The sequence below is a fragment of the Streptomyces sp. cg36 genome (assembly GCF_041080675.1).
In the GTDB taxonomy this organism is placed as follows: domain Bacteria; phylum Actinomycetota; class Actinomycetes; order Streptomycetales; family Streptomycetaceae; genus Streptomyces.
On record NZ_CP163520.1, the window covers coordinates 5,323,184 to 5,347,981 of the forward strand.

Annotated in this window: 20 protein-coding genes and 2 tRNA genes; 17 read left to right on the forward strand and 5 right to left on the reverse strand. The window is 72.7% G+C overall.

Going from position 1 to position 24,798, the window contains the following annotated elements; translation table 11 throughout:
* Positions 1-106: 106 nt before the first annotated feature.
* Positions 107-1,183 carry a hypothetical protein gene (locus AB5J87_RS23505; RefSeq protein WP_369379039.1) on the forward strand — a complete coding sequence of 359 codons (1,077 nt, stop codon included), beginning with the start codon at positions 107-109 and terminating at the stop codon, positions 1,181-1,183.
* 24 nt (positions 1,184-1,207) lie between these two features.
* Here AB5J87_RS23505 and AB5J87_RS23510 read toward each other — a convergent pair whose 3' ends face one another.
* The gene (locus AB5J87_RS23510; protein ID WP_369379041.1) at positions 1,208-2,416 is read right to left on the reverse strand and encodes a M48 family metallopeptidase; all 1,209 of its coding nucleotides are present in this window, start codon (positions 2,414-2,416) and stop codon (positions 1,208-1,210) included.
* Positions 2,417-2,523: 107 nt separating this feature from the next.
* Between AB5J87_RS23510 and AB5J87_RS23515 the strand changes: the two genes are divergently transcribed.
* The 7 genes from AB5J87_RS23515 (at position 2,524) to AB5J87_RS23545 (ending at position 6,723) form a co-directional block, all read left to right on the forward strand.
* Entirely contained in the window at positions 2,524-2,748 is a 225-nt protein-coding gene (locus AB5J87_RS23515) for a hypothetical protein (RefSeq protein ID WP_369383778.1), read from the forward strand.
* Between the two features lie 89 nt (positions 2,749-2,837).
* On the forward strand, positions 2,838-3,002 hold the full coding sequence (locus AB5J87_RS23520; RefSeq protein ID WP_190092478.1) for a hypothetical protein: 165 nt from the start codon (positions 2,838-2,840) through the stop codon (positions 3,000-3,002).
* 38 nt (positions 3,003-3,040) lie between these two features.
* Entirely contained in the window at positions 3,041-3,661 is a 621-nt protein-coding gene (gene nadD / locus AB5J87_RS23525; RefSeq protein WP_369379042.1) for a nicotinate-nucleotide adenylyltransferase, read from the forward strand.
* Between the two features lie 14 nt (positions 3,662-3,675).
* Positions 3,676-5,358, forward strand: a complete 1,683-nt coding sequence (locus AB5J87_RS23530) for an LCP family protein (protein ID WP_369379043.1) — start codon at positions 3,676-3,678, stop codon at positions 5,356-5,358.
* A 78-nt stretch (positions 5,359-5,436) separates the two neighbouring features.
* Positions 5,437-5,871, forward strand: a complete 435-nt coding sequence (rsfS, locus tag AB5J87_RS23535) for a ribosome silencing factor (protein WP_067158886.1) — start codon at positions 5,437-5,439, stop codon at positions 5,869-5,871.
* Positions 5,868-6,524, forward strand: a complete 657-nt coding sequence (locus AB5J87_RS23540; RefSeq protein WP_369383647.1) for a histidine phosphatase family protein — start codon at positions 5,868-5,870, stop codon at positions 6,522-6,524. The genes rsfS and AB5J87_RS23540 overlap by 4 nt, the downstream gene beginning before the upstream one ends.
* A 126-nt stretch (positions 6,525-6,650) precedes the next feature.
* Positions 6,651-6,723 (forward strand) — tRNA-Ala (locus AB5J87_RS23545).
* Between the two features lie 160 nt (positions 6,724-6,883).
* On the opposite strand, the gene AB5J87_RS23550 is transcribed toward AB5J87_RS23545, so the two are convergent.
* Positions 6,884-7,753: a helix-turn-helix transcriptional regulator gene (locus tag AB5J87_RS23550; RefSeq protein WP_369379044.1), complete on the reverse strand. Its 870-nt coding sequence runs from the start codon at positions 7,751-7,753 to the stop codon at positions 6,884-6,886.
* A 181-nt stretch (positions 7,754-7,934) separates the two neighbouring features.
* Between AB5J87_RS23550 and AB5J87_RS23555 the strand changes: the two genes are divergently transcribed.
* Together AB5J87_RS23555 and AB5J87_RS23560 are read left to right on the forward strand one after the other, a co-directional pair.
* On the forward strand, positions 7,935-9,296 hold the full coding sequence (locus AB5J87_RS23555; protein ID WP_369383648.1) for an MFS transporter: 1,362 nt from the start codon (positions 7,935-7,937) through the stop codon (positions 9,294-9,296).
* A gap of 217 nt (positions 9,297-9,513) precedes the next feature.
* Positions 9,514-9,747, forward strand: coding sequence for a hypothetical protein (locus AB5J87_RS23560; RefSeq protein ID WP_067158879.1), 234 nt, complete (start codon positions 9,514-9,516; stop codon positions 9,745-9,747).
* On the opposite strand, the gene AB5J87_RS23565 is transcribed toward AB5J87_RS23560, so the two are convergent.
* Positions 9,716-10,915 (reverse strand): glycosyltransferase 87 family protein, encoded by a 1,200-nt coding sequence (locus AB5J87_RS23565; protein ID WP_369379045.1) that lies wholly within the window; start codon positions 10,913-10,915, stop codon positions 9,716-9,718. The two genes, AB5J87_RS23560 and AB5J87_RS23565, sit on opposite strands and share 32 nt — an antisense overlap.
* A 115-nt stretch (positions 10,916-11,030) precedes the next feature.
* Between AB5J87_RS23565 and AB5J87_RS23570 the strand changes: the two genes are divergently transcribed.
* Positions 11,031-11,103, forward strand: a tRNA-Ala gene (locus AB5J87_RS23570).
* A 60-nt stretch (positions 11,104-11,163) separates the two neighbouring features.
* Here AB5J87_RS23570 and AB5J87_RS23575 read toward each other — a convergent pair.
* Positions 11,164-12,732 carry a ferredoxin gene (locus tag AB5J87_RS23575; RefSeq protein ID WP_369379046.1) on the reverse strand — a complete coding sequence of 523 codons (1,569 nt, stop codon included), beginning with the start codon at positions 12,730-12,732 and terminating at the stop codon, positions 11,164-11,166.
* Positions 12,729-14,138, reverse strand: coding sequence for a hypothetical protein (locus AB5J87_RS23580; RefSeq protein ID WP_369379047.1), 1,410 nt, complete (start codon positions 14,136-14,138; stop codon positions 12,729-12,731). Before AB5J87_RS23580 ends, AB5J87_RS23575 begins: the two co-directional genes overlap by 4 nt.
* A gap of 423 nt (positions 14,139-14,561) precedes the next feature.
* Here AB5J87_RS23580 and leuS point away from each other — a divergent pair, with 423 nt between their 5' ends.
* The 6 genes from leuS to AB5J87_RS23610 all read left to right on the forward strand — a co-directional run bounded on the left by leuS (position 14,562) and on the right by AB5J87_RS23610 (position 24,667).
* Positions 14,562-17,429, forward strand: a complete 2,868-nt coding sequence (gene leuS, locus AB5J87_RS23585) for a leucine--tRNA ligase (RefSeq protein ID WP_369379048.1) — start codon at positions 14,562-14,564, stop codon at positions 17,427-17,429.
* 119 nt (positions 17,430-17,548) lie between these two features.
* Entirely contained in the window at positions 17,549-18,307 is a 759-nt protein-coding gene (locus AB5J87_RS23590; RefSeq protein WP_369379050.1) for a hypothetical protein, read from the forward strand.
* Positions 18,308-18,381: 74 nt separating this feature from the next.
* Positions 18,382-19,227: a DegV family protein gene (locus tag AB5J87_RS23595; protein WP_369379052.1), complete on the forward strand. Its 846-nt coding sequence runs from the start codon at positions 18,382-18,384 to the stop codon at positions 19,225-19,227.
* A 789-nt stretch (positions 19,228-20,016) separates the two neighbouring features.
* A complete protein-coding gene (locus tag AB5J87_RS23600) occupies positions 20,017-20,505 on the forward strand; it encodes a helix-hairpin-helix domain-containing protein (RefSeq protein ID WP_369379053.1) in 489 nt (162 codons plus the stop codon).
* On the forward strand, positions 20,502-23,222 hold the full coding sequence (locus tag AB5J87_RS23605) for a ComEC/Rec2 family competence protein (protein ID WP_369379055.1): 2,721 nt from the start codon (positions 20,502-20,504) through the stop codon (positions 23,220-23,222). The genes AB5J87_RS23600 and AB5J87_RS23605 overlap by 4 nt, the downstream gene beginning before the upstream one ends.
* Before the next feature lie 629 nt (positions 23,223-23,851).
* On the forward strand, positions 23,852-24,667 hold the full coding sequence (locus tag AB5J87_RS23610; protein WP_369383649.1) for a YceI family protein: 816 nt from the start codon (positions 23,852-23,854) through the stop codon (positions 24,665-24,667).
* Positions 24,668-24,798: the final 131 nt, after the last annotated feature.

Below are 24,798 nucleotides of genomic sequence, written 5' to 3' on the forward strand. Positions count from 1 at the left end.
CTCTGACCCAGCTCTGACCCCCCTCTGCACAACCGCGTGCGAACTCGTCAGAAGTTGTCGCGTACCAGCGCGTTTATCGGCCCCTCCGTCGACCTACCCTGAAGGTATGGCAGGGCGTGGAGAGCCACCCGAGGGGACACCGGAGGGCCTCCCGGGCGGAGGTGACGACGAGTACCGGTCCGTCGTATTCGACGAATCGTTCGTTCGTGCTGCTCGCCTGCAGGAGTTCTCCGCACAGGAGCGGATGCGTGAGCACGCGCGCGCCGTGCGCAGCCGCTCCAACTGGTCGTTCCGTCCGTTCACCAAGCAGATCGTCGCGCTGGCGGTGCTCCTCTTCATCGCCTTCGGTACCGCCGTCTACATGGGCCTGCGCCACCCCTACCAGCCCGGTGGCGGCAATGTCGCCGCCGAGCCCCTGCGGATGACCGTGATACCCCTGGCCCCGCAGGGCGTCGTGCCCGGCATCGACGTGGCCCGCCTCTTCGACCACAGCCCGGCGGCCCAGTTCCGTACCGGCGCCGAGGGCATCAACCTCCCGGCCGTCCGCAGGACCGCCCACTTCTCCGAGAGCCAGATCATCGCCGGGGTGACCACCGCCAAGGAGTACCTGGTCCAGTCGTCCCTCGACCCGCAGGTCCTGTCCGGCAAGTCCGTCCACCAGGTGCGGGCGCTGCTCGACCCGGAGCTCATTCCCCAGTTCGACCAGAGCATGGACAACCCGGCCGACGACGGCCGGCACGCCGCGACCGGCTGGCTGGTGCGCTTCGATCCGGCCAAAGTCGCACTGGCCGACCCCGAGGTGCGCGTGCAGGGCACCTTCCACTACGCGGAGTCCGGCCGGGACACCCTGGACGTGACGTCCGACCACACCTTCACGTACGCCCTGCGCCCCGCGGCGAGCAGCGGCTCCGACCAGACGGCCTCGCTCTTCACCGTCCGCCGTGAGCTGCACTTCCGGTTCGACCGCGACAATCTGCGGCTGCACCAGGTGGAGCTCCAGTTCAGCTATGTGGAGGCCGGGCCGCAGGCGTGCTCGGCCGATGTCTCCGCGCAGCTGCGACCGCTGCTGGCGGGGGAGCGGACCAGCGCGAGCGGCCCGGCGGGCACCGATCCGTACGCGACCGGCCCCGCCACCGCGGCCCTGTGCGGGACCCTCTCCACCAGCGCCCAGCCGACCCCCTAGTCGGTGCCGGCCTTCCAGTCGCTCCTAACTTTCCTTCGGCCCGTCCTGCGGGCCGTCAGTGCCACCGCCAGCTCCGTTGCCGCCGCCGGTCCCGTTGCCGCCGTCCGCGCCATTCCCGGTCGTGCCGTTTCCGTTCGTGCCGCTCCCACTCGTGCCGCCGTCTCCGTCGCCCGCCTGGTCGGCGGGCCGCTTGCCGGAGCGGGCGCCGGAGGCCGCGCCGGTGAACTTTCCGTAGAGCTTGCCGCCCAGGTCCGCGGTGCCGCCGGCTATGTCGCCGACCAGCTTCATCAGCGGATCCTTGCTGGTGCGCACGGTCTCCGCGTACGAGGAGGCGGATTCGCGGAAGGAGTCGCTGACCGAGGTGTCCTTGTCCTCGTCGCGGCGCGGGTAGTGGCCGTCCATGATCCGCTGGTAGTCGCGGGTCGCGGCCCACTTCTTCAGCTCGGCGGCGCGCACGGTGGTGAAGGGGTGCGAGCGGGGCAGTACGTTGAGGATCTTCAGAACCGAGTCGCGCAGGTCGCCGCCCGCCTCGTACTCCTCGGCCTGCTCCAGGAAGGCGTCCACGTTCATCTCGTGCAGATGGTTGCCACCGGCTATCTTCATCAGGCCCCGCATCGACGCCTGGAGGTCCTGGCCGACCAGCAGTCCGGCCCGGTCGGCGGAGAGCTCCGACTTGCGGAACCACTCCCGCAGCGCCGTCACGATCGCCATCACCGCCACATTGCCCAGCGGGATCCAGGCGACCTTCAGCGCCAGGTTGGTGAGGAAGAGCAGGATCGTGCGGTACACGGAGTGGCCCGAGAGCGCGTGGCCCACCTCGTGGCCGACGACCGCGCGCATCTCCTCCTCGTCGAGGAGCTCCACCAGGCCCGTGGTGACGACGATGATCGGCTCGTCGAGGCCGATGCACATCGCGTTGGGGCGGGGGTCCTGCGTCACGTACATCGGGGGGACCTTCTCCAGGTCCAGGATGTAACAGGCGTCCCGCAGCATGGCGTTGAGGTGGGCGAACTGGGCGTCGCTCACGCGCACGGAGTCGGAGAGGAACAGCAGGCGCAGGCTGCGCTCCGGCAGCAGGCCGCTGAGGGACTTGAAGACCGTGTCGAAGCCGCTGAGCTTGCGCAGCGCGACCAGTGCCGACCGGTCGGCGGGGTGTTCGTAGGCCCGGGAGGAGATCCCGGGGAAGCGTCGGCGCTGCCTGCTCGGCACGCTGTCGTGAAGGTCGTCGGTCATGTGTCCCCCTGTCTGAGAGTCTCGGCTCGTCCCCCTGACGACATCCACCCTAGGCGGTGGGGCTACCGTGGGGCGGGGGCCTGTGGATAACCAAGGAGACACCTGCCATGCCGGACGCCGTCACTCTTCTCGCCGCCGCCTCCGACCAGCAAGGACCCGGCAATGTGCTGCGGATCCTGCTGCTGGTGTCCATTCTGGGGGCGGGCGGCCTCGCCTGGCTGCTGCTGCGCGGCTACCGCTCGAACGAGGGCGGCGACGCGGCGGCGGCCGAGCCGGACGGCGAGCAGCGGCGGGACGCGAGCCCCGACGCCGGGAGTGCCGTCAAGGACTGAACGGCTGAGTCGGCGTGAGAGTGCCCGGGCGGCCCGCATACGATGTGCCCGAAGTCTCCGCTCCGACTCCCGGATAGGTCCTGCTGACGATGAGCCTCACCAGCACCGCCGCCACGCACCTGGTCACCCTCGCCGAGGGTGCCGAGCACGGCGGCAACCACGAAAGCCTCAGCCCCTACGTGACCGGCGGCGGCGCCCTGTTCGCGCTGCTGCTCCTGCTGTGGATCACCACGCGCTTCAACCGCGACCGCTGAGTCGGGGCGGTTCCACCGGGCCAGTAGGCTCTGCACGCATGGGAGAGCAGGAAGTGCCTACCGGTCCGGTCAAGCGTCGCATCGGCGTGATGGGCGGAACGTTTGACCCGATCCACCACGGACACCTGGTGGCCGCCAGTGAGGTGGCTTCCCAGTTCCATCTGGACGAGGTCGTGTTCGTGCCGACGGGCCAGCCGTGGCAGAAGAGCCACAAGAACGTTTCCGCGGCCGAGGACCGGTATCTGATGACGGTCATCGCGACCGCGTCGAACCCGCAGTTCTCGGTCAGCCGCATCGACATCGACCGCGGCGGCGCGACGTACACCGTGGACACGCTGCGGGACCTGCGCGCCCAGAACAGCGACGCGGACCTCTTCTTCATCACGGGCGCCGACGCCCTTTCGCAGATCCTCACGACCTGGCGCGACGTGGACGAGCTGTTCTCGCTCGCCCACTTCATCGGGGTGACCCGGCCCGGCCACATACTGACCGACGACGGGCTGCCCGAGGGCGGGGTGTCGCTGGTGGAGGTGCCCGCTCTGGCGATCTCGTCGACGGACTGCCGGGCGAGGGTCGCGCAGGGGGACCCGGTCTGGTATCTGGTTCCGGACGGTGTGGTGCGCTACATCGACAAGCGCCAGCTGTACCGCGGCGAGTGAGAGAAGGGCACCCGGTGAACGACCGACAGGACCCGTACGACCCCTATGCACCACAGGTGCAGCTTGTCGGTTATGACGAGTACGGCCAGCCGGTGTACCAGCAGGTACCGCAGCAGGCTTCGCACGACCCGTACGCCCAGAACCCGCCGCAGCAGCCCCAGCAGCAGGGCGGTTACGGATACGACCCGTACGCCCAGCAGCAGCCCTCCTACGACTACGACGCGTACGGTCGGCCGGCGGCGCAGGGCTACGGCTACGACTCCTCCCAGCAGCAGTGGAGCCAGCAGCAGCCGCCCGCCCAGCAGGCCGCGCCCGTGCAGGCGCCGCCCCAGGTCCCGGCCCAGGCGCAGACCCAGGTGCCGGACGAGGTGCGGGAGGCCGCGGCCGAGGCGGCGGAGGAGCGGGCGCCGGTCCTGCCGCAGCAGCGCAAGGACGAACGCGACTACCGCACCGAGCAGTTCTCGTTCATCGAGGAGCCCGACGAGGACTCCGAAGACGTCATCGACTGGCTGAAGTTCACCGAGAGCCGCACCGAGCGGCGCGAGGAGGCGCGGCGCCGGGGCCGCAACCGGGTGGTGGCGCTCGTCGTGGTCCTCGCCCTCGCGGCCGTCGGCGGTGTCGGCTACCTCTGGTACGCCGGAAAGCTGCCCGGCCTGTCGTCCTCGGACACCAAGGGGCCCGCGGTCACGGCCGGGGCGCAGAAGCGGGACGTGATCGTCCTGCACCTGCACAACACCCAGAAGGGCGGCACCTCCACGGCGCTGCTCGTCAACAACGTCACCACCAAGCAGGGCACCACCGTGCTGCTGCCCAACACGCTCGCCATCGCCAATGACGACGGCACCCGCACCACGCTCGGCAAGTCCGTCGCCGGTGACGGCTCGCAGGGCACCCGCGAAGCCCTCGGCACCCTGCTCGGCACCAAGATCACCGGCACCTGGCGGCTGGACACGCCGTTCCTGGAGAACCTGGTCGACCTGGTCGGAAACATCGACATCAGTACGGATGCCGACGTTCCCGGCGCCAAGGCGGGCGCGGCCCCCGTGGTCAAGAAGGGCGAGGACCAGACCCTCACCGGTCAGATGGCCGTCGCCTACGCCACCTACCAGGGGCCCGGCGAGACCGAGGCCAAGCAGCTCCAGCGGTTCGGCCAGGTGATGTACGGCGTGCTGCGCAAGATCTCCGACGACCCCAAGGCCGCCACGATCACCGTGCAGACGCTGGCGCAGATCCTCGATCCCTCGCTGCCCGAGTCCGACCTCGGCGCCTCCCTGGCCAAGCTCGCCGAGCACGCCAAGATCGGCGCGTACAAGACGACGGTCCTTCCGGTGCGGCCGGACGGCACGCTCAGCGCGCAGGAGAGCGACAGCGTCGTCAAGGACATCCTCGGCGGCTCGGTCAACGCACCCGACAAGAGCGCGACCGTCCGGGTCGGGGTGGCCAACGGCAGCGGCAGCGCCAAGGCGGCCGACACCGCCCGGATCACCCTGGTCAACGGCGGCTACTCGGTCATCGACGCGGGCGGCGCGGGCACCCAGACGGCCTCCACCGTCACCTACGGTGACATCGCGCAGAAGGCGAAGGCCGAAGAGGTCGCCAAGACGCTGGGTCTGCCGGCCGGTGCGGTCAAGCAGGGCAAGGCCGCGGCCAACGCGGACGTGTCCGTGGTGCTCGGCAAGGACTACAAGGTCAAGTAATCCTTTCGGGGGTGTCGGCGGTCCGTGAGATCCTGGATGACGATCTGAATCGATCTGACCGCCGACGAAAGCCAGCTTGTGACCGCCACGGACCGTTCCATCGAGCTCATCACCGCCGCCGCCCAGGCGGCCGCCGACCGGCTCGCGCACGACATCATCGCGTACGACGTCAGCGATGTGCTGTCGATCACCGACGCCTTCCTGCTCGCCTCCGCGCCCAACGACCGCCAGGTCAAGTCGATCGCGGAGGAGGTCGAGGAGCGCCTGAACAAGGAGCTCGGCGCCAAGCCGGTGCGCCGCGAGGGCGACCGCGACGCCCGCTGGATCCTGCTGGACTACGTCGACATCGTCGTCCACGTCCAGCACAGCGAGGAGCGCGTCTTCTACGCTCTGGAGCGGCTCTGGAAGGACTGCCCCGAGCTCCCCCTTCCCGAGGACGCGGTGAAGACCCGCGGCAAGGCCGCCGAGCACGCCCAGCTGCACGGCGGGACGGAGGACGGTGAGCTGAGCTGAACAGCAGCGCCAAACCCGGCCGGGGCCGTCGTGTCGTCCTGTGGCGGCACGGTCAGACCGCGTGGAACCTGGAGCGCCGTTTCCAGGGCTCCACGGACATCGAGCTGACCGAGACGGGCCTCGGGCAGGCGCGCCGTGCCGCGCGCCTGCTGGCGGCCCTGCAGCCGGACGCGATCGTCTCCTCCGACCTCAAGCGGGCCGCCGCGACCGCCCAGGAGCTGGCCGCGGTGACCGGGCTGCCGGTGGAGCACGACGACGCCCTGCGCGAGACGTACGCGGGCGCGTGGCAGGGCCTGACCCACGAGGAGATCGTCGAGCGCCACGGCGAGCAGTACGCGGCGTGGAAGCGCGGCGAGCCGGTGCGCCGGGGCGGCGGGGAGCTGGAGACCGAGGTGGCCGACCGGGCCGCCCCGGTGGTGCTGCGGCACGCCGACAAGCTGCCCGAGAACGGCACCCTGGTGGTCGTCAGCCACGGCGGGACCATCCGGACGACCATCGGCCGTCTGCTGGGCCTGGAGGCGCACCACTGGGAGGGCCTGGGCGGCCTCTCCAACTGCTGCTGGTCCGTCCTCGGCGAGGGCGCGCGCGGCTGGCGCCTGCTGGAGCACAACGCGGGGACGCTGCCCGAGCCGGTCCTCGGCGACGACGACTGAGGCCCCGGCCGGGGCCGTCGCCCCACCGCCCGGGCGGTGCGACCACCGGATTTCACTTTCTGGCAGGTCACAGGCTAAAGTTCTTCTTGTTCGCAGCGCGGGAGCGCGGGAAACAAAGCGAACAGCGGGGCTATAGCTCAGTTGGTAGAGCGCCTGCATGGCATGCAGGAGGTCAGGAGTTCAATTCTCCTTAGCTCCACAGTGACGAGATCCCGTCCGGTCGGTCGACCGGGCGGGATCTTTCGTTGTTCCATCCTCGGCCCGCCCCCGCCCCCGCCCCTTCGCCGACCGCGTCCGGCGCCCCTTCGGCCCCGGGCCGGGGGTGAGGCGCCCGGTCGGCCCCGTGTCCGGCGGGCACCTCACCCCCAGATCTTCTCCCGCAGCGCGCGCAGCTTCGCCAGACGCGCGCGGCTCTCTTCGTCGTTCGACGTGTAGGTGACGATCCGGGACTCGGGCATCCCGTTGATCGACAAGGACACCGAGGTCATCCGCATCTCGCCGACGGCGGGGTGGCGGAAGGTCTTCACCCGGGGGCCAGGCGGCACCACGTCGCCGTTCTGCCACAGCTCGGCGAAGTCGGAGCTCGCCCGGGAGAGCCGGGTGATGAACGACTCCCAGGCGGGCTCGCCCACATGGCGGCCGTACTCCGAGCGCAGGGTCGCCACCATCACCGGCAGCTCCTTGTCGCGGAAGAGCACCGGACAGTTCGTCTCGGACACCGTGAACAGCGTCCACAGCACATTGCGCACGCCCGTGGCCCGTATCTCCGGGATGTCGAACAGGTCCCGGTAGGCGGGATTGGTCGCCAGGATGTCGTAGCGGCCGTTGTAGACCACGGCCGGATGCGGGTCCAGGGCGTCGATGATGCCCTGGATCTCCGGGCCCACGTCCAGCACCGGGGCCTCGCGGTCCGGCTCGCACGGCACGTCCGCCAGGTGGTACAGGTGCTCGCGCTCGGGCTGGTCGAGGCGCAGCGTGCGCGCCACCGCGTCCAGCACCTGCGGCGAGGCGTTGATCGGGCGGCCCTGCTCCAGCCAGGTGTACCAGGTGACGCCGACGCCGGAGAGCTGGGCGACCTCCTCGCGGCGCAGGCCCGGGGTGCGCCGGCGGATCCCCGGCGGCATGCCGACGTCGGCCGGGGTGACCCGCGCCCTCCTGCCGCGCAGGAACGCGGCCAGCTCCGGCCTCCGGCGTCCATTGGGTGTAGCCACAGTCGTCACGTCCCCCATCGTCGATCCCGTCGCCCACCGATGCCAGGTGCTGTCGGTACCAGCATCGGCGGGCTCTCGTTACCCGTACCGGAACGGAGTCAGGCTCGACGCCATGACCACAGCGCTCTCCACGGGTCCAAGTCCCCTGCACAGTAAAGACGGTGCCACTGACAACCGGTCCCCGCTGCTGCTCGCGATCGTGCTGGCGGCGCAGTTCATGGCGCTCCTCGACGTGTTCATCGTCAATGTCGCCGCCCCCACCATCCGTCTCGAACTGCACGCCTCCGGCGCCGCGTTGCAGCTCGTCGTCGCCGGATACACCATCGCGTACGCGGTGCTGCTGATCACCGGCGCGCGCCTGGGCGTGCTGCTCGGGCACCGCAGGCTCTACCTGGTCGGCCTCGTCGTGTTCACCGCCGCCTCGCTGGCCTGCGGGCTCGCCCAGGGCGCCGGCCAGCTGATCGCCTTCCGGATCGCCCAGGGCGCGGGCTCGGCGCTGATGATCCCGCAGGTGCTCAGCCTCATCCAGCGCAACTTCACCGGAGAGGCACGCGTGCGTGCCCTCGGCGTCTACTCCGCGGTGCTCGCCACCGGCGCCGCCGCCGGACAGGTCCTGGGCGGCATCCTGGTCAGCGCCGACCTCTTCGGCACCAGCTGGCGGCCGGTCTTCCTGGTCAACGTGCCGCTCGGGCTCGTCCTGCTGTTCCTGGGCGTGCGCCATCTGCCGCGCGAGCGCCACGAGCACCGCGGCGCCGCCCGCTGGGCGCGCGATCTGGACCTGCCGGGCCTGGTGCTGCTGGGCGCCTCCGTCTCGCTGCTCACCGTGCCGCTGGTGCTCGGGCAGGAGGAGGGCTGGCCGCTGTGGGCCTGGCTGTCGCTGGGATCCAGCGTGCTGCTGTTCGCGGCGTTCTGGGCGCACGAGTCGCGGCTCGCGCGCCGCGGCGGCGCCCCGCTGATCGCACCCCGCGTGCTGCGCCTGCCCGGCATGGGCCTCGCGGTCGCCCGGATCGTCGTGGTCATGGCCATCAACGCGGGCTTCCTGTTCACCCTCACCCTGCACATCCAGGGCGGACTCGGCTACAGCGCCCTGCGCGCGGGCCTCACGTTCGCGCCGACCGCCGTGGTCTTCGGCGCCGTCGGCCTCACCTGGCGGCGCTGGCCCGCCTCCTGGCAACGCGCCCTGGTGCCGGGCGGATTCGCCCTGACGGCACTCTCCGCACTCGCCACCGGCGCCCTGCTGCGCGGCGGCGGCACCGGCGGATTCGCGCTCTACGCCGCGTTCACCGGGGTCGGCGCCGGGCTGGCCCTCGCCTTCAGCCCGACCTTCGCCCGCGCGCTCGCCGACGTACGGCCCGAGGACGCGGCGGACGCCAGCGGACTGCTCGCCACCGTCAACCAGCTCGGCCAGCTCATCGGGGTCGCGGCCTTCGGGGCGCTCTTCCTGAACCGGCTCACGACAGGGGCGCACAGCTCGGGCGACGCGCTGTGGGCGTGCTCTCTCGCGCTGGGCGCGGCGGCGCTCGCGGGGGCAGCGACGGGTCTCCTATCACGACGCCGCTGACCCTCTTGCGCGGCCATGGCAGAATCGTGACGGCCGGAGGGGGACGACGGACCGAACGGGAGGGAGACCGCGATGCCTGCGAGCGGCGACGAGGCCCCGGACCTGGCCGTTGCGTCGAAGAGAGCCACCGGTCGCCCGGCCCGCTCCGTCCGGCTGCCCGGCGCTCCCGGGGCCACCCCGCGCGCGTGTCCGCCCCCCGGCCGCAACTGGAGCTGAGATGGGTGCACACAGGCGGAAGTGCGACTGGTGCGGCAGCGGTACGCCCATCGTGCGGGACATGGAACCCGTCAATGCCGACTACCAGTACTGGTGCGAGGAATGCGCGCGGGCGCTGATCATAAAAGGCGACCCGATCGAGACCTACCGGGAGCTGGAGGGCGAGCCGATCTACGGCCGCCTCCTGGAGGCCCACTGCACCCTCAAGAGGTTCTACTCGTTCGCCACGGCCTGAGCGCCGCCGCCACGAAAACGGCCCCGGCCAGCGGATACAGCGCCGACAGCGCCATCTGCACACCGCTCTGCGCGAGTTCGGGCCGCCCCGCACCGTGCGGCACCCACCACAGGGCGTACGAGCAGAACAGCGCGCCCGCGACCGTCGCCCGGCGCGGCCCGCCCCGCCCCAGCAGCACCAGCGCGGGCACGCACCACACCCAGTGGTGCGACCAGGACACCGGGCTGACCAGGAGCGCGGTCACCGCGCAGCACAGCACGGCCGGGGCCCGCTCCCCGCGCCCCTCCAGCCGTACCGCCGCCCACAGCCCCAGCGCCGCCGTGACGGCCGCGACCGCCGCCCACCAGGCGCCGGGGTCCCCGGTGTGCAGCAGGCGCGCCAGCACCCCGCGCAGTGACTGGTTGGCGGTGTCCTCGGCCCGGCCCACCCGGCCCGCCTCGAACACGGCCGAGGTCCAAAAGCGCCACGAGTCGGCGGGCAGGGCCGCGGCCGAGGCCAGGGTCGCCCCGGCGAACACGGCGCAGGCCGTCGCCGCCCGCCGCAGCAGTTCCCTCCCCCCGCGACTACGCGCGCGTAGCGTTCCGCCCAGCAGCAGGAAGAGCGCGAACAGGGCTGGGGTGAGCTTGACCGCCGCCGCCAGCCCGATCCCCGCCCCCGCGCCCCGGTGCCCCGTCCTGCGGGTGAAGTCCCACAGGACGGCGACCGCGAGCAGCAGATTGATCTGGCCGTAGCGCAGCGTCGTCCACACCGGCTCGCACCACACGGTCAGCGCCGCCACCCACAGCGCCGCCCCCGGCCGCCCGCCTCCCGCGAGCCGCAGGGACAGCTGGGCGAGCGCGACCAGCAGGGCGAGGTTGGCGGCCGTGGCGAGCGTGCGCATCTGTTCCACCCCGAGCAGCGTCAGGGGTGTGAACAGCAGCGCGGCGAAGGGCGGGTAGGTGGTGGGCAGCCGCGCGCGCGTGGCGCGCATCGCGTACAGGTCCGCCCCGGCCCGCACGGTGGCGCCCTCCGCCCGGTAGACCATCAGGTCGATCATCGACACCCCGGCGGCCCGCTGGGCGGCCCAGAAGGCGCCGAAGGAGAGCAGGCAGACCGCGGCGGCGAGCAGGACGGGACGGCGGACACGGGTGCGACGGGCGGCGGTGTGCGCGAGCACGTTCACGGTCACAAAAGGGGACGTTACCGGCCTGGTGGGCACAGAACGGCAACCGATTTGGTGGAGTGCCGGGGGGCCTTGTAATGTTCTCGATGTCGCCAGGGAAACCGGGCGGAAAACAGAACAAGGGGCTATAGCTCAGTTGGTAGAGCGCCTGCATGGCATGCAGGAGGTCAGGAGTTCAATTCTCCTTAGCTCCACAGTGAAGAAGGCGGCCACCCGATCGGGTGGCCGCCTTCTTGCCGTCTCCTGCTAACCGGTCAACCCCGCCCGCTTCCCAGGGCCTTGCGCGCCGGGGCCATCAGCGCGGGCAGCTCGGCGGGCGCCTGCTCGATCCGCAGCGCCAGCGCGGGACACCGGCGCACCGCCCGCTGCGCCCGCCCCCGAAGATGCATCGGGACGGTCGCGTCGGCCACCGACGGATAGCCGTCCGCGCCCAGCCGGATCAGCTCCGGAATCAGATCCGCGCACAGGCCGTGCCCCTCGCACAGCGTCCAGTCGACCAGGACCTTCTCGCCGCTGGGGACGCCCTCCTCCGCGTAGCCGTCGCCGGGCAGCGGCAGCAGGCCCAGCGTCGGTCGGCCGCAGCCGCCGCCCAGGACGTGCGCCGCCAGGTCGTCGGTGAAGGCGTTGACGGTCGACGTCAGGAAGCGGGCCGAGCCGTCCGGGTGCTTGCAGGCACCCCGGCCCTTCACGGCCCCCGTCACCTCGCGCAGCGCCTCCAGGGCGGCCGGGCCGCCCCCGTTGAGGACGTCCGCCAGACCGCCCGCGGCGGCCGGCAGGCCGAGCCGGCAGGGCCCGCACTGCCCGGCGGTCTCCGCCGCCAGCCAGTTGGCGATCCTGAGCGCCTCGCCCAGCGGGCACGTCTCCGGCCCGATCGGCAGGATCGCGCCCGCGCCCAGCGCCCCGCCGAGCGCGGCCAGCGACTCCCGGGAGATCACCGCGTCGTGCGCCGCCGCCGCGTCCAGCCAGCTTCCGTGGTAGCCGCCGGTCAGCACGCCCTGGGGCACTGGCGGCGCCCCCGCGAGCTGCAGCACGTACCGCAGGGGCACGCCCGTGGGCACCTCCACCACCATCGGCCGGGCGACCGCGCCGGACAGCGTCAGCATGACCGTGCCGGGCTCGGTGGGCAGCCCCGAGTGGGCGTAGCGGCGCGGCCCCACCCGGGCGGCCACCGCCAGCTGCGCGTACGTCTCGGCGTTGGACAGCAGCGTCGGCGCGCCCCCCAGACCCGTGTCGGAGGCGCGCACCTTGCGGCCCGGCGGGAGTGCCGGGCCGCCGCCCGCGGCCCGCAGCACCGCCGAAGCCTCGCCCGAGACCATCCGCTCAGGGGTGCGCACCACACGCGCGCGCAGCGCGCTGCCGCGTCGGTCGGCCAGGCCCCGCTCGGCGAACGCGGCGCGGATCGACGCCTCCGTGGAGTCCCGGGTCACGGCGACCACCAGGGTGCGGGCGCCGAGGGCCTCGGCGGCCAGCAGGGCGCCGTCCAGGACCAGGTGGGGGGCGCGGTTGACGAGCACCGTGTCCTTGCGGCAGGCGGGCTCGCCCTCGCTCGCGTTGACCACGACGGCCGGGCGCACCCCCTTGCGTATCGCGGACTTGGCGACCGCCCGCAGCTTCCGGGCGAAGGGGAACCCGGCGCCGCCGCGCCCGTTGAGGCGGATCTCCTCGGCGAGCTGGGCCAGCCGCTCGCCGGGCACCGGCTCCAGCGGGCCGTGCACCTTCAGGTGCATGTCGAGGCCGAGCCGCTCGACGAGGTCGAACCCCGCGGTCAGCTGCGGCAGTCCGACGACGCGCACCTCGGGGACGTCGGGCAGGGGCACGTTCACGGGCGGTCTCCTGCGGGACTGTGCCAGGGCTCACCGGCGACGGGCTGGTGGAACGGGCTGGACGGGTCGAGCGTGGGGGACGGGTCGTACGGCCCGGACCGCGGGGGCGGTCCCGGCTGCGGCGGTACGGGGGCGTGGGGGGCGTGGTCCTGGTCCTGGTATCCGGGCGCCTGGAAGGCGGCGCTCTCGTCCCCGTAGGGGACGGTGGGCAGCGGGGCGGTCTCCTCGAAGCCGCCGGAGCCCGCGAAACCGGCTGAGCCCGTGAAACCGGAGGGGTCCGCGAAACCGGCGGGGCCGGTGCCGTCGGCGCCGGTGAAGTCGCTGCCGGCCGGGCCGGTGCCACGGGGGTCGCCGTAGCCGTCGGTGTCGCCGAGGCCGGTGTGTCCGGCGCCGGTGAGGCCCGCGTCCGGCTCGCCGCTGTCGTGGAGCGGCATGTTCTCCGGCGGACGCGGGGTGGGCGTCGGCCAGCTCGGGGCGTACTGGGGCGGTGCGGGGGCCAGGGAGACCGCGCGGTAGGCGGCCGAGATGCCCTGGGCGGACGCGGGCCCGGGAACGGCACGGGCCTGCTCCGACTCGTACAGCGCGGCCGTCTCGTAGCGGTCGGGCCCGGCCTCGTCGGCCGGCAGGCGGTCGGCGCTGAAGCGGTCGGTCGCGAACGCGTCCGTGGGGTAGGGATGCGGCGCGGGGGCCTCGTAGCGGGCGGAGGAGGGGTCGGCCGGGTGCGGCTGCGGGGTGGAGGCGTCCGGAGCGACGGCCTGGGCTGCCTCCACGCGCGCGAGGATGCGCGAGAGGCGGCGGGTGAGGCGGCGGCGCACCGGCCGCGGCAGCGAGCGTACGACCAGGGCGCCGGCCACGGCGGCCAGCGAGAGGCAGTAGAGCGTGACGACCCAGCCCGCCGCCTGACGGCCCGCGTACAGGCCGTGGACGAGGGCGAAGCACCAGGCCGGGTAGGCCAGCATGTGCACCGCGCGCCACTGTCCGGCGGCGCGGTCGGGGTTGGCGAAGACGCTGCGCAGGGCTCCGGTGGCGGCCGTGGCGACCATCAGGTAGGCCGCCAGCGAGCCGAGGCCGATCAGGCCGTCCGAGCCGCTGACGCCGAGCCCGAAGGGCACGAGGGCGCCGAGCAGGCCGACATGGCCGACGGCGATCTTGACGGTGATGTGGACCAGCAGGAAGCCGATCGAGGAGACGGCGGTCGCGCGGTGCACGGCCTGCGCGACGAGCCGGTGGCGGGTCGTCATCAGGACGCGGTCGGTGGCGAGCAGCCCCCACACGACCGAGGCGGTCAGACAGACCAGCGAGAGGACTCCGGTGGTGAAGTCCAGGGCGGCACGGAAGGCGCCGCCGGTCGCGGCGGCCAGTACCGGTATCAGCACGGCCGAGATGACCAGCAGTGCGCCGGACATCCCTCCTTTCGCCCGTCCCTTGGGGGACGGGATGTTCAGTTTCGGGATGGAGCGGGGAGGGTTCATGGGGCGACTCCGAATGGTTCGGCAAAGTGGTCCCGTGCGCCGCATGCTAGGTCGCCGCATACCGAGGGGTACGGCGTTTGTGCGGTTGCCCCAGAAGAGGTCGGTACGCGGAGTAACCTCTGTGGGCTGCGCTCGTTGGGGCGCCCCGTGAACACTCTGTGCGGGCCGTACGGGCCCTGCGGTACCCTGACGCCATGCGTGCCGTACGCCTTCTGCTTAGCGAGCCGCGCTGATCAGTCCCGACCGTGGAAAAGAGCCGGTCGGAATCGGCGCGGCGTCCCCTCCTGTGCGAGGGGCTTTTTCGTTTGGTGAATGTCGCAGCCGCTGGCAGAGACGATCGATGGAGCTTTAAGGATCATGAGCGAGACGAATTCCGCTGCCGCAGAGTCGGCCGCGCCGCACCGCTACACGGCCGCCATGGCCGCCGACATCGAGGCACGCTGGCAGGACTTCTGGGACGCCGAGGGCACCTACGCGGCGCCGAACCCCAGCGGTGACCTGGCCGGAGACCCGGCGGTCGTCGCGCGGCCCAAGAAGTTCATCATGGACATGTTCCCGTACCCCTCGGGTGCGGGACTGCACGTCGGGCACCCGCTGGGCTACATCGCCACCGACGTCTTCGCCCGCCACCAGCGCATGAGTGGCCACAACGTGCTGCACACGCTGGGCTTCGACGCCTTCGGCCTGCCCGCCGAGCAGTACGCGGTGCAGACCGGCACGCACCCTCGGACCTCCACCGAGGCCAACATGGAGAACATGAAGGCGCAGCTGCGCCGCCTGGGCCTGGGCCACGACAAGCGCCGCTCCTTCGCGACGATCGACCCGGACTACTACAAGTGGACCCAGTGGATCTTCGTCCAGATCTTCAACTCCTGGTACGACAGTGAGGCGAAGAAGGCCCGTCCCATCACCGAGCTGGTCGCCCAGTTCGACAGCGGCGAGCGCCAGGCTCCCGGTACGCGCGCGTGGAGCGAGCTGGACGCCGCCGAGCGCGCCGAGGTCCTGGGCGGCTACCGCCTGGCCTACGCCTCGGACGCCCCCGTCAACTGGTGCCCGGGACTGGGCACCGTGCTGGCCAACGAGGAAGTCACCGCCGACGGCCGCTCCGAGCGCGGCAACTTCCCCGTCTTCAAGGCGAAGCTGCGCCAGTGGAACATGCGCATCACCGCCTACGCGGACCGCCTGCTGGACGACCTGGACGCGCTGGACTGGCCCGAGGCCATCAAGCTGCAGCAGCGCAACTGGATCGGCCGCTCCGAGGGCGCCCGCGTCGACTTCGCCGTGGGCGACGACGCGATCACCGTCTTCACCACCCGCCAGGACACCCTGTTCGGCGCCACCTACATGGTGCTGGCCCCCGAGCACGAGCTGGTCGACACCATCGTCCCGGCCGCCTGGCCCGAGGGCACCCACGAGGTGTGGACCGGCGGACACGCCACCCCCGCCGAGGCCGTCGCCAAGTACCGCGCCTTCGCCGCGTCCAAGTCCGACGTGGAGCGCCAGGCCGACGCCAAGGAGAAGACCGGCGTCTTCACCGGCGCGTACGCGGTCAACCCGGTCAGCGGGGACCAGGTCCCCGTCTTCATCGCCGACTACGTCCTGATGGGCTACGGCACCGGCGCGATCATGGCCGTCCCGGCGCACGACACCCGTGACTTCGCCTTCGCGCGCGCCTTCGAACTGCCGATGCGCTGCGTCGTCCAGCCCTCGGACGACCGCGGCACCGACGCCTCGGCCTGGGACGAGGCGTTCGCCTCGTACGACGCCAAGCTGGTCAACTCGGCGAACGCCGAGATCTCCCTGGACGGCCTGGGCGTCGCCGAGGCCAAGGAGAAGATGACCGAGTGGCTGGCCGGGCGCGGCATCGGCGAGGGCACCGTCAACTTCCGCCTGCGCGACTGGCTGTTCAGCCGCCAGCGCTACTGGGGCGAGCCCTTCCCGATCGTCTACGACGAGGACGGCGTCGCCCACTCGCTGCCCGCCTCGATGCTGCCGCTGGAGCTGCCCGAGGTGGAGGACTACTCGCCGCGCACCTTCGACCCGGACGACGCCAACACTTCGCCCGAGACGCCGCTGTCGCGCAACGAGGACTGGGTCAACGTCACCCTGGACCTGGGCGACGGCCCCAAGCGCTACCGCCGCGAGACCAACACCATGCCCAACTGGGCCGGTTCCTGCTGGTACGAGCTGCGCTACCTGGACCCGCACAACAGCGAGAAGCTGGTCGACCCGGCCATCGAGCAGTACTGGATGGGCCCCCGCGAGGGCCAGCCGCACGGCGGCGTCGACCTGTACGTCGGCGGCGCCGAGCACGCCGTGCTGCACCTGCTGTACGCGCGCTTCTGGTCGAAGGTCCTGTTCGACCTGGGCCACGTCTCCTCGGCCGAGCCGTTCCACAAGCTGTACAACCAGGGCATGATCCAGGCGTACGTCTACCGCGACGCCCGCGGCTTCCCGGTCCCGGCCGCCGAGATCGAGGAGCGCGACGGCCAGTTCTTCTTCGAGGGCGAGCCGGTCAAGCGCGAGCTGGGCAAGATGGGCAAGTCCCTGAAGAACGCGGTCACTCCGGACGAGATCTGCTCCGAGTACGGCGCGGACACCCTGCGCCTGTACGAGATGGCGATGGGCCCGCTGGACGTGTCGCGGCCGTGGGACACGCGCGCGGTGGTCGGCCAGTACCGGCTGCTGCAGCGCCTGTGGCGCAACATCGTCGACGAGACCACCGGCGAGGTCACCGTCACCGACGCCGAGCCGGACGAGGCGACCCTGCGCGCCCTCCACAAGGCGATCGACGGCGCGGGCGGCGACCTGGCGGAAATGCGCTTCAACACCGCCATCGCCAAGATCACCGAGCTGAACAACCACCTGACGAAGGCGGGCGGCGCCCTGCCGCGCACGGTCGCCGAACCGCTGGTCCTGCTGGTGGCGCCGCTGGCCCCGCACATCGCCGAGGAGCTGTGGTGCAAGCTGGGCCACCTGGACTCGGTCGTCCACCAGGACTTCCCCGTCGCCGACCCGGCGTACGTGGTGGACGAGACCGTGACCTGCGTCGTGCAGATCAAGGGCAAGGTCAAGGCTCGCCTGGAGATCCCGCCGACCATCTCCGACGAGGAGCTGGAGAAGCTGGCCCTGGCCGACGAGGCGGTGCTGGCGGCACTGGACGGCGCCGGGATCCGCAAGGTCATCGTGCGGGCGCCGAAGCTGGTGAACATCGTTCCGGCCTGATGGGCTGAGCGGTAGTGGGGGGTTTCCCCTACGGGCAGGTTGGGGGTTCCACGGGAACTCCCAACCTGCCCGTTCCGTTTACGGTGGAGGGGAAGCCGGCCGATACCGAGGGGACGTCCATGGAAGCCGCGATCGCGATCCTGGCACTGGCATTCGTCGCCTTCGTCGCGCTGGGCGTCTACCTGGCGGTCAAGGCCGCCCGAGCCGCCAAGCGGGGCGTGGAGCGTACGGTGACGCAGGCCCGCAAGGCCGTCGAGGACACCACGCTGCGCGCCAAGAGCATGGGCCAGACGGGAGTGGCGAGCCAGCTCGCCCAGCTGCGGCTCTCGCTGCGCACCTCGATGCGGGCCACCCAGGACGCGCTGCACGCGGGCGTGGCGCACGACGAGTCCCTCAAGGAGTCGATCGTCCTGTTCGAGCGGCTGAGCGGCCATGGGCACGAGCTGGACGACGAGCTCAAGCGCCTGGAGCGCGAGCCGGACCGCACGCGCACGGCCGACCGCATACCGGAACTGCGCGAGCGTACGGAAAGGATCACGCACGCGGCGGACTCCCTGCGCTGGGCCGCCCGTGACCGCGCCCGCCAGTTCTCCGACGACGACCTGGCGGCCCTCAGTGCCGAGATCGAGGTCGAGTCGGGGGCGCTGCGGGACTGGGCGACGAAGGGGCCGACCACCGCGCCGCGCCCGGGGACCACGGAGCCGACCGGAGTGACGACGGCGCCCGGTGCCGACCGGACGCCCAGCACACCGGACACCGGCCGGAGCTGGGCCGACCCGGCCCCGGCCGCCACCGACGGCCCGCAGGCGATTCCCGCGCCCCAGCCCGCGCCCACCTACCCATGGCAGAAGACGGTCCGTCCCGAGACCACAACCTGACACGATCATCCGAACCGATCATTGGACCGGGGTCGGGCTCCCGTGTGCGGGCCCCGGCGGGTAACCTCCCGCTCATGTCCCGCCATGTCGCGATCGTCACCGATTCAACGGCCTACTTGCCGCCGCAGACGATGGAGCGGCACGGCATCACCGCGGTGCCGCTGACCGTCGTCCTGGGCGACCGGGCGCTGGAGGAGGGGACCGAGATCTCGGCCCGCTCCCTCGCCCTGGCCCTGCAGAAACGCCGCCCGGTGACCACCTCGCGGCCCAGCCCCGAAGTGTTCGCCGCCGCCTACCGGGCCGCTGCGGAGGCGGGCGCCACCGGGATCGTCTCGCTGCACCTGTCGGCCGAGTTCTCCGGCACCTACGACGCCGCCCTGCTGGCCGCGAAGGACGCACCGGTGCCGGTACGCGTGGTGGACACCGGCATGGTCGCCATGGCCCTCGGCTTCTGCGCGCTGGCCGCGGCCGAGGCCGCCGACGCGGGCGGCACCCTCGACGAGGCGGTCGCGGCGGCCGAGAAGCGCGCCGGCGGCACCTCCGCCTTCTTCTACGTCGACACCCTGGACTATCTGCGCCGGGGCGGCCGTATCGGCGCGGCCCAGGCACTGCTCGGCTCGGCGCTCGCGGTCAAGCCACTGCTCCAGCTGGACGGCGGCCGGATCGAAATGCTGGAGAAGGTGCGCACCGCGTCGAGGGCGATCGCCCGGCTGGAGGAAATCGTCGTGGAGCGGGCCGGGGCAAGCCGCGTGGACATCGCCGTCCACCACCTCGCCGCCCCCGAGCGCGCCGCCGCGCTCGCGGACCGGCTGCGGACACGGGTGCCCGGCCTTGAGGACCTGCACGTGAGCGAGGTCGGCGCGGTGATCGGTGCCCACACCGGACCCGGACTGCTGGGAGCGGTGGTCTCGTCGCGCTGAGCCGTCCACGGCCCCGTTTCCGGGCCGCGCGCGGCAGCGGAGCCACCCGTTCGAGTGGCGGAGTTATCCACAACTGGCCCGTCATCCACGGGAATTGAGCCTGCTCGGCGGGGTCGGCCGAAGCTGCCTACCGTTCTCGGCATGGCTATCCGATCACCACGCATCGCAACGAGCGGACCGGGCCGGGCCCCCGGTTCGGACGGCCGTGCCCGCCATGGTCACGGCCGTCGCACACACAGCGCCCAGGTCCGCGCCTCCGCGGGCGCGGCGGCGAGGCGGCGGGCCGAGGCACTGCTGCCGGGCACGGCGCCGTCGTCCCCGCCCGCCCCGACGGAGACACGAGCGCCGACATCCGTGCTGCCGCCGACCCCGCTCCCACCGCCCGCACCACCACCGTCGCTACCTCCACCTGCGCTTGGCGCGGCATCCGCTCCTGCCCTGGCTCAGCCGCACACAGCCATGGCGTCGCTCCGGAGCATGGGGGAACGGGCTTGGGCGGCGCTGTGGGAACGGCTGCCGGTGTGGGTGCAGGTGCGATGCGGGCTCAGACCGAAGAGCCTGGCCGCGCTGAGCGTGGTGCTGGTCGTGGCCGTGGGATTCGCCGTACAGCACTTCTGGGCGGGACGACCGGAACCCGTCAGGGCGCCGGAACGAGTGGCCGGGCCTCCGCCGCCCATCCGCTCCGGGGCCCCCACGCCCAGCCCCGGAAGCGGCCCGCACGGTCCTGCGGCGGCGCCGAGCGGGGCGACAGCCGCCGGGGCGGGCGGCATGGCCGGGCCAGGGGCGGGAGTGGCAGGAGCCGGAGCCGCCGGGGCCGCGCCCGGCGGCGGGATCGTGGTGGACGTCAGCGGCAAGGTGCGACGGCCGGGCATCCACCGCCTGCCGACGGGCTCCCGGGTCGCCGACGCGCTGGCGGCGGCGGGAGGTGTACGGGAGGGAGTGGACCTGACCGGCCTCAACCGGGCACGCGTCCTCACGGACGGCGAACAGGTGGCCGTCGGGGTTCCCGGAGCGCCGCCGGGTGTCACCGGGTCGGTCCCCACGGGCGGCGGCGCCGCTTCGGGCGCGGCGGGAGGGGCGGCGGGCACGCCCGTCAGCCTGAACTCCGCCTCGCTGGACCAGTTGGACGCCCTGCCGGGCGTGGGCCCGGTGCTCGCCCAGCACATCGTCGACTACCGCGTCCAGCACGGCGGCTTCCGGTCCGTCGACGAACTCCGCGAGGTCAACGGGATCGGCGACCGCCGCTTCGAAGACCTCCAGCCCTTGGTGCGGCCGTGAGGCGCCCGGCGGTCCACGACGCCTCCGGCAACCGCCTCGGCGCCGCCAACCCCCACCAGGAAGGCCCGGCGGACCTCCGTCTGGTCCCGCCCGCACTGGGCGCCTGGGCGGCTGCGGCGATCGCCCTCAACTACACCGGAAAGTGGATCACTTGGGGCTTGGTCGGATGCCTGGTGGCGGCGGGGGCCCTCTTGGCGCCGACGCTCTGGCGCAGGAGGCGGGGGAACGGGGCCGCGCGTGCGGGCGGCGGGGGCCGGAGCGAGGGCCAGGACGGGAGCCCGGGTGGCGGCGGAAGCGGGGCCGAGGGCGGTGCGGCTGGTGGCACTGATGGGGCTGGCAGGGCTGAGGAGGTTGATGGGGCTGATGGGGCTGATAGATCCGATGGCGTAGGCAGGGCTGACGGGGCTGGTCGAACCGGGGCCCACGGGGGTGGCTCCGGTGGTTCGCCCTCTGGACCGTCGCCCCGGAGCCGGGCCGGACCCTGGTGGGCGAACCGGGTGGCTGTGGCAGCTGTGCTGCTGTGCGCGGCGGCCGGGGGAACCTCGGCGGCGTTGCAGATGGCCGAGTCGAGACGGGGGCCGCTCCCCGGCCTGGCACGGGAATTCGCGCACGCCACCGTCGAGTTGACGACCACCTCCGACCCGAAGCCCGTGCGCGCACGAGCCCAGGCGCAGGCGTGGGGCGGTGCCACCGTCGTGCTCCAGGCAGAGGCGACCCGGGTCGTCGGGCCGGACGGCCGGGCCGGCCGGGTGCGCACACCGGTCCTGGTCATCGCCCCGAAGTCCTGGCAGGCCCTGCTGCCGTCGACTCGACTACGGGTGTCCGCCAGGCTGGCGCCGCCGTCGTCGGACGGCGGTCCGGTGGCCGCCGTCCTACGGGTGCCGCAGCGGGCCCGGCCGGAGATCGTGGGAGGACCGACTGCCCTGCAGCGCACGGCGGGAGGGCTGCGGGCCGGGCTGCGGAAGGCAGCCGAGGGCCTGTCCCCGGACGCTCGCGCGCTGCTGCCCGGACTCGTCGTCGGAGACACCTCGCAGGTGCCGTCCGAACTGCGCGACGCCTTCGAGGCGACCGACCTCGCGCATCTCATGGCGGTGTCGGGGAGCAACCTGGTGATCGTGCTGGTGCTGCTCATCGGCCCGCCCGGGCGGGCCTCGCTGGCCGAGCGCGGCGGCCTGGCCCCGCGCCTCGGCATCCCCCTGCGGGCCACCGCGCTGCTCGGCGGGGTACTCACGGTGGCGTTCGTGGTGGTGTGCCGACCGGAGGCGAGCGTGCTGCGGGCGGCGGCCTGCGGGGTGGTCACCCTGCTGGCGATCGGCACCGGCCGCCGCAGATCACTCATCCCGGCACTGGCCGCCGCCGTACTGGTTCTGGTGCTGTACGCGCCCGAACTGGCCGGGAGCTACGGGTTCCTGCTCTCCGTCCTGGCCACCGGGGCGCTGCTCACCCTCGCCCCCGGATGGGGCGAGGCTCTGCGGCGGCGAGGGGTGCCGCCCCGGCTCGCGGAAGTGCTGGCGGCGGCGGGCGCGGCACAACTGGTGTGCGCGCCCGTGGTGGTGGTGTTCGCGGCCCGGGTGAGCCTGGTGGCCGTCCCGTGCAACCTGCTGGCCGAACTGGCGGTCGCGCCGGCCACGGTGCTCGGGTTCGCGACGCTCGCCGTGGCACCGTTCGCGATGCCGGTGGCCGAGGTGCTGGCCCGGTGCGCCGGATGGCCGACGGGGTGGATCGCGGACATCGCCCGCACCGGGGCGGGGCTGCCGGGTGCGCAGGCGAGATGGCCGGACGGATGGGGTGGTGGACTGCTGCTGGCAGCGGCGACCGTGGCCGGGGTGCTCCTGGCCCGCCGACTGCCCCGGCACCCCTGGACGGCAGCGGGGTGCGCCCTGCTCCTGATGCTCGCCGTGATCCGGCCCGCGCCGCTGACCAGGATCGTGACCGGCTGGCCGCCACCGGGCTGGGTGTTCGCGATGTGCGACGTGGGACAGGGGGACGCGACCGTGCTGGCCGCCGGGGAGGGGACGGCAGTGGTGATCGACGCGGGGCCCGACCCCGCACCGGTCGACCGGTGCCTCCGGGAGCTGGGTGTCAGACGCGTACCCCTGCTGCTGCTCACCCACTTCCACGCCGACCATGTGGCCGGGCTGCCCGGGGTGTTGCGCGGCCGGGCCGTGGGGGCGATCGAGACGACGACGTTCGAGGAACCGCCCGAACAGGCCCGGTTCGTACTGCGGACCGCCGCGGGGGCGGGGGTGCCGGTCGTGCCCGTGGAGCCGGGCGAACGGCGCGCCCTGGGCGGCCTGTCCTGGCAGGCTCTGTGGCCGCTGCCACCCCCGACGGTCAGGCCGGACGGGCCGAACGACGCGAGCGTCACGCTGCTCGTACGGGCCCCCGGGATGGTGCTGCTGCTCCCCGGGGACCTGGAACCGCCCGCGCAGCACGCCCTGTTGCGGGCGTATCCGGCGCTGCCGCAGGTGGACGTCCTCAAGGTCGCCCACCATGGCTCGGCGCACCAGGATCCGGCGCTGCTGGGCGTGGTGCGTCCACGCCTGGCCCTGATCTCGGCGGGCCGGGGCAACCCATACGGCCATCCAGCGCCGGACACGGTGTCCCTGCTCGGGGCGTACGGGGCGCGGGTGTTGCGCACGGACACGGACGGGGCGGTCGCGGTGACGGGGGAGGGGAGCGGGCTGAGGGCGGTGGCCTTCGGGCGGGGCTCGTGAAGGGTGGGGCGGGGAGGGGGTGGGGGGTGGGGGGGAGCCCCCCACCCCCGCGTGGAGAGGGCGGCGGCTTGGGCCACACGTTCCCGGGCTTCCCTGGCTCTGCGGCTTCCCCCGGCCCCGGGCCCCTTCCCCCGGCTTCCCTGGTTTGCCCTGTCTCCCTGGCTTCTCTGACCCCAGCCCCCAGCCCCCCCCAGCCCCCCCAGCCCCCAGCCCCCAGCCCCCAGCCCTCCCGGCTCCTCCCTCCGGCTCCGACCGCCCACCCCTCCGGATCCCCCCGGCTTCGCCCCCCCCGTAACCCCCGGTAGCAATTCGGGTTTTCGTGGACAGTGTTGCTCAACTGGGCATACGGCTCATAGGGATCGCACGGTTCACACATGTCGTAGATGGAATACACCGCGCAGATGCCGCAGGGGGCATGTTTGTCTGCGTTTGCCTCGAACGGGGCAACAGTGATCGAATGCTTCTTCGTCAAGGGCCGCAAGTCCTGCCGTGACGAGGATGTCCTGGCCGTGCGTGGTCCGGAAAATCCTTCTCGCGGGGGTGCGTGCACCTTGTTCAGCCGCTGGCCCGGCAGGCGTTCTACCGACTCTTCCCGTACGGGGCGTGCCGGTCCTCTCGCGGCGGTGAACGTGCCGCCGACGGCCGGAGTGCTCACCTGCCGGGTGCTGGATCCGGTCAGTGAGCCGGTGCGGCAGGCGGAGTTCGTGGTGAGCGACAGCGCGGGCCGCAAGGTGGTGGCGGGGGAGACCGATCCGTACGGCAGTGTGCTGGCGACGGTTCCGGCGGGGGAGTACCGGCTGGCGGTGAAGGCGGAGGGGTACACGCCGTTCCACAGCAACGCGCTGGTGGCGCCCCGTGCGTTGGCCGGGCTGGGGGACGTGCAGCTGCAGTTGGCGCAGCCGCCTGCGCTGCCCGAGCCGGGCGAGTGGGAGATCGATCCGACGCACTCCCAGATCGGGTTCACCGCGCGGCACATCGGGCTGGCGCGGATCCATGGGCGGTTCAACTCGTTCGCGGGGGCGATCCGGATCGGGTCGGCCATGGAGGAGTCGGCGATGCACGTGGTCATCGACGCGGCGACCATCGACACCGGTGTGGGGATGCGCGACGACCATCTGAGGTCGGGGGACTTCCTGGATGTGGCGCGCTTTCCGACGCTGGAGTTCTACAGCGACCGGTTCGTGCACCGGGGCGGCAGCCGCTGGGCGGTCATCGGCGGTCTCACGCTGCACGGAGTGAGCCGTACGGTCACGCTGGACACGCAGTACCTGGGGCTGGGGACCGGGCTGGAGGGCGAGACGCGGGCGGCTTGCCGGGCCACGGCGGAGCTGCACCGGGAGGACTTCACGCTGACCTGGCAGACCATGCTGGCGCGGGGCATCGCGGCGATCGGGTCGTCGATCTCCATCGATCTGGACATCCAGGTCGTGCCGAAGGCGAGCTGAGCCCGGCCGACTGCTGGGCCGCCCCTACCCCGTCGGTCTCGGGCTCGGCCGCCCGGCGCTCTCGGCTAAGCCCGCCCGCGCTCAACCGGCGGCCCGTGCGCGCCGCCCCGCCCGGGCCTTGTACGCGCCGC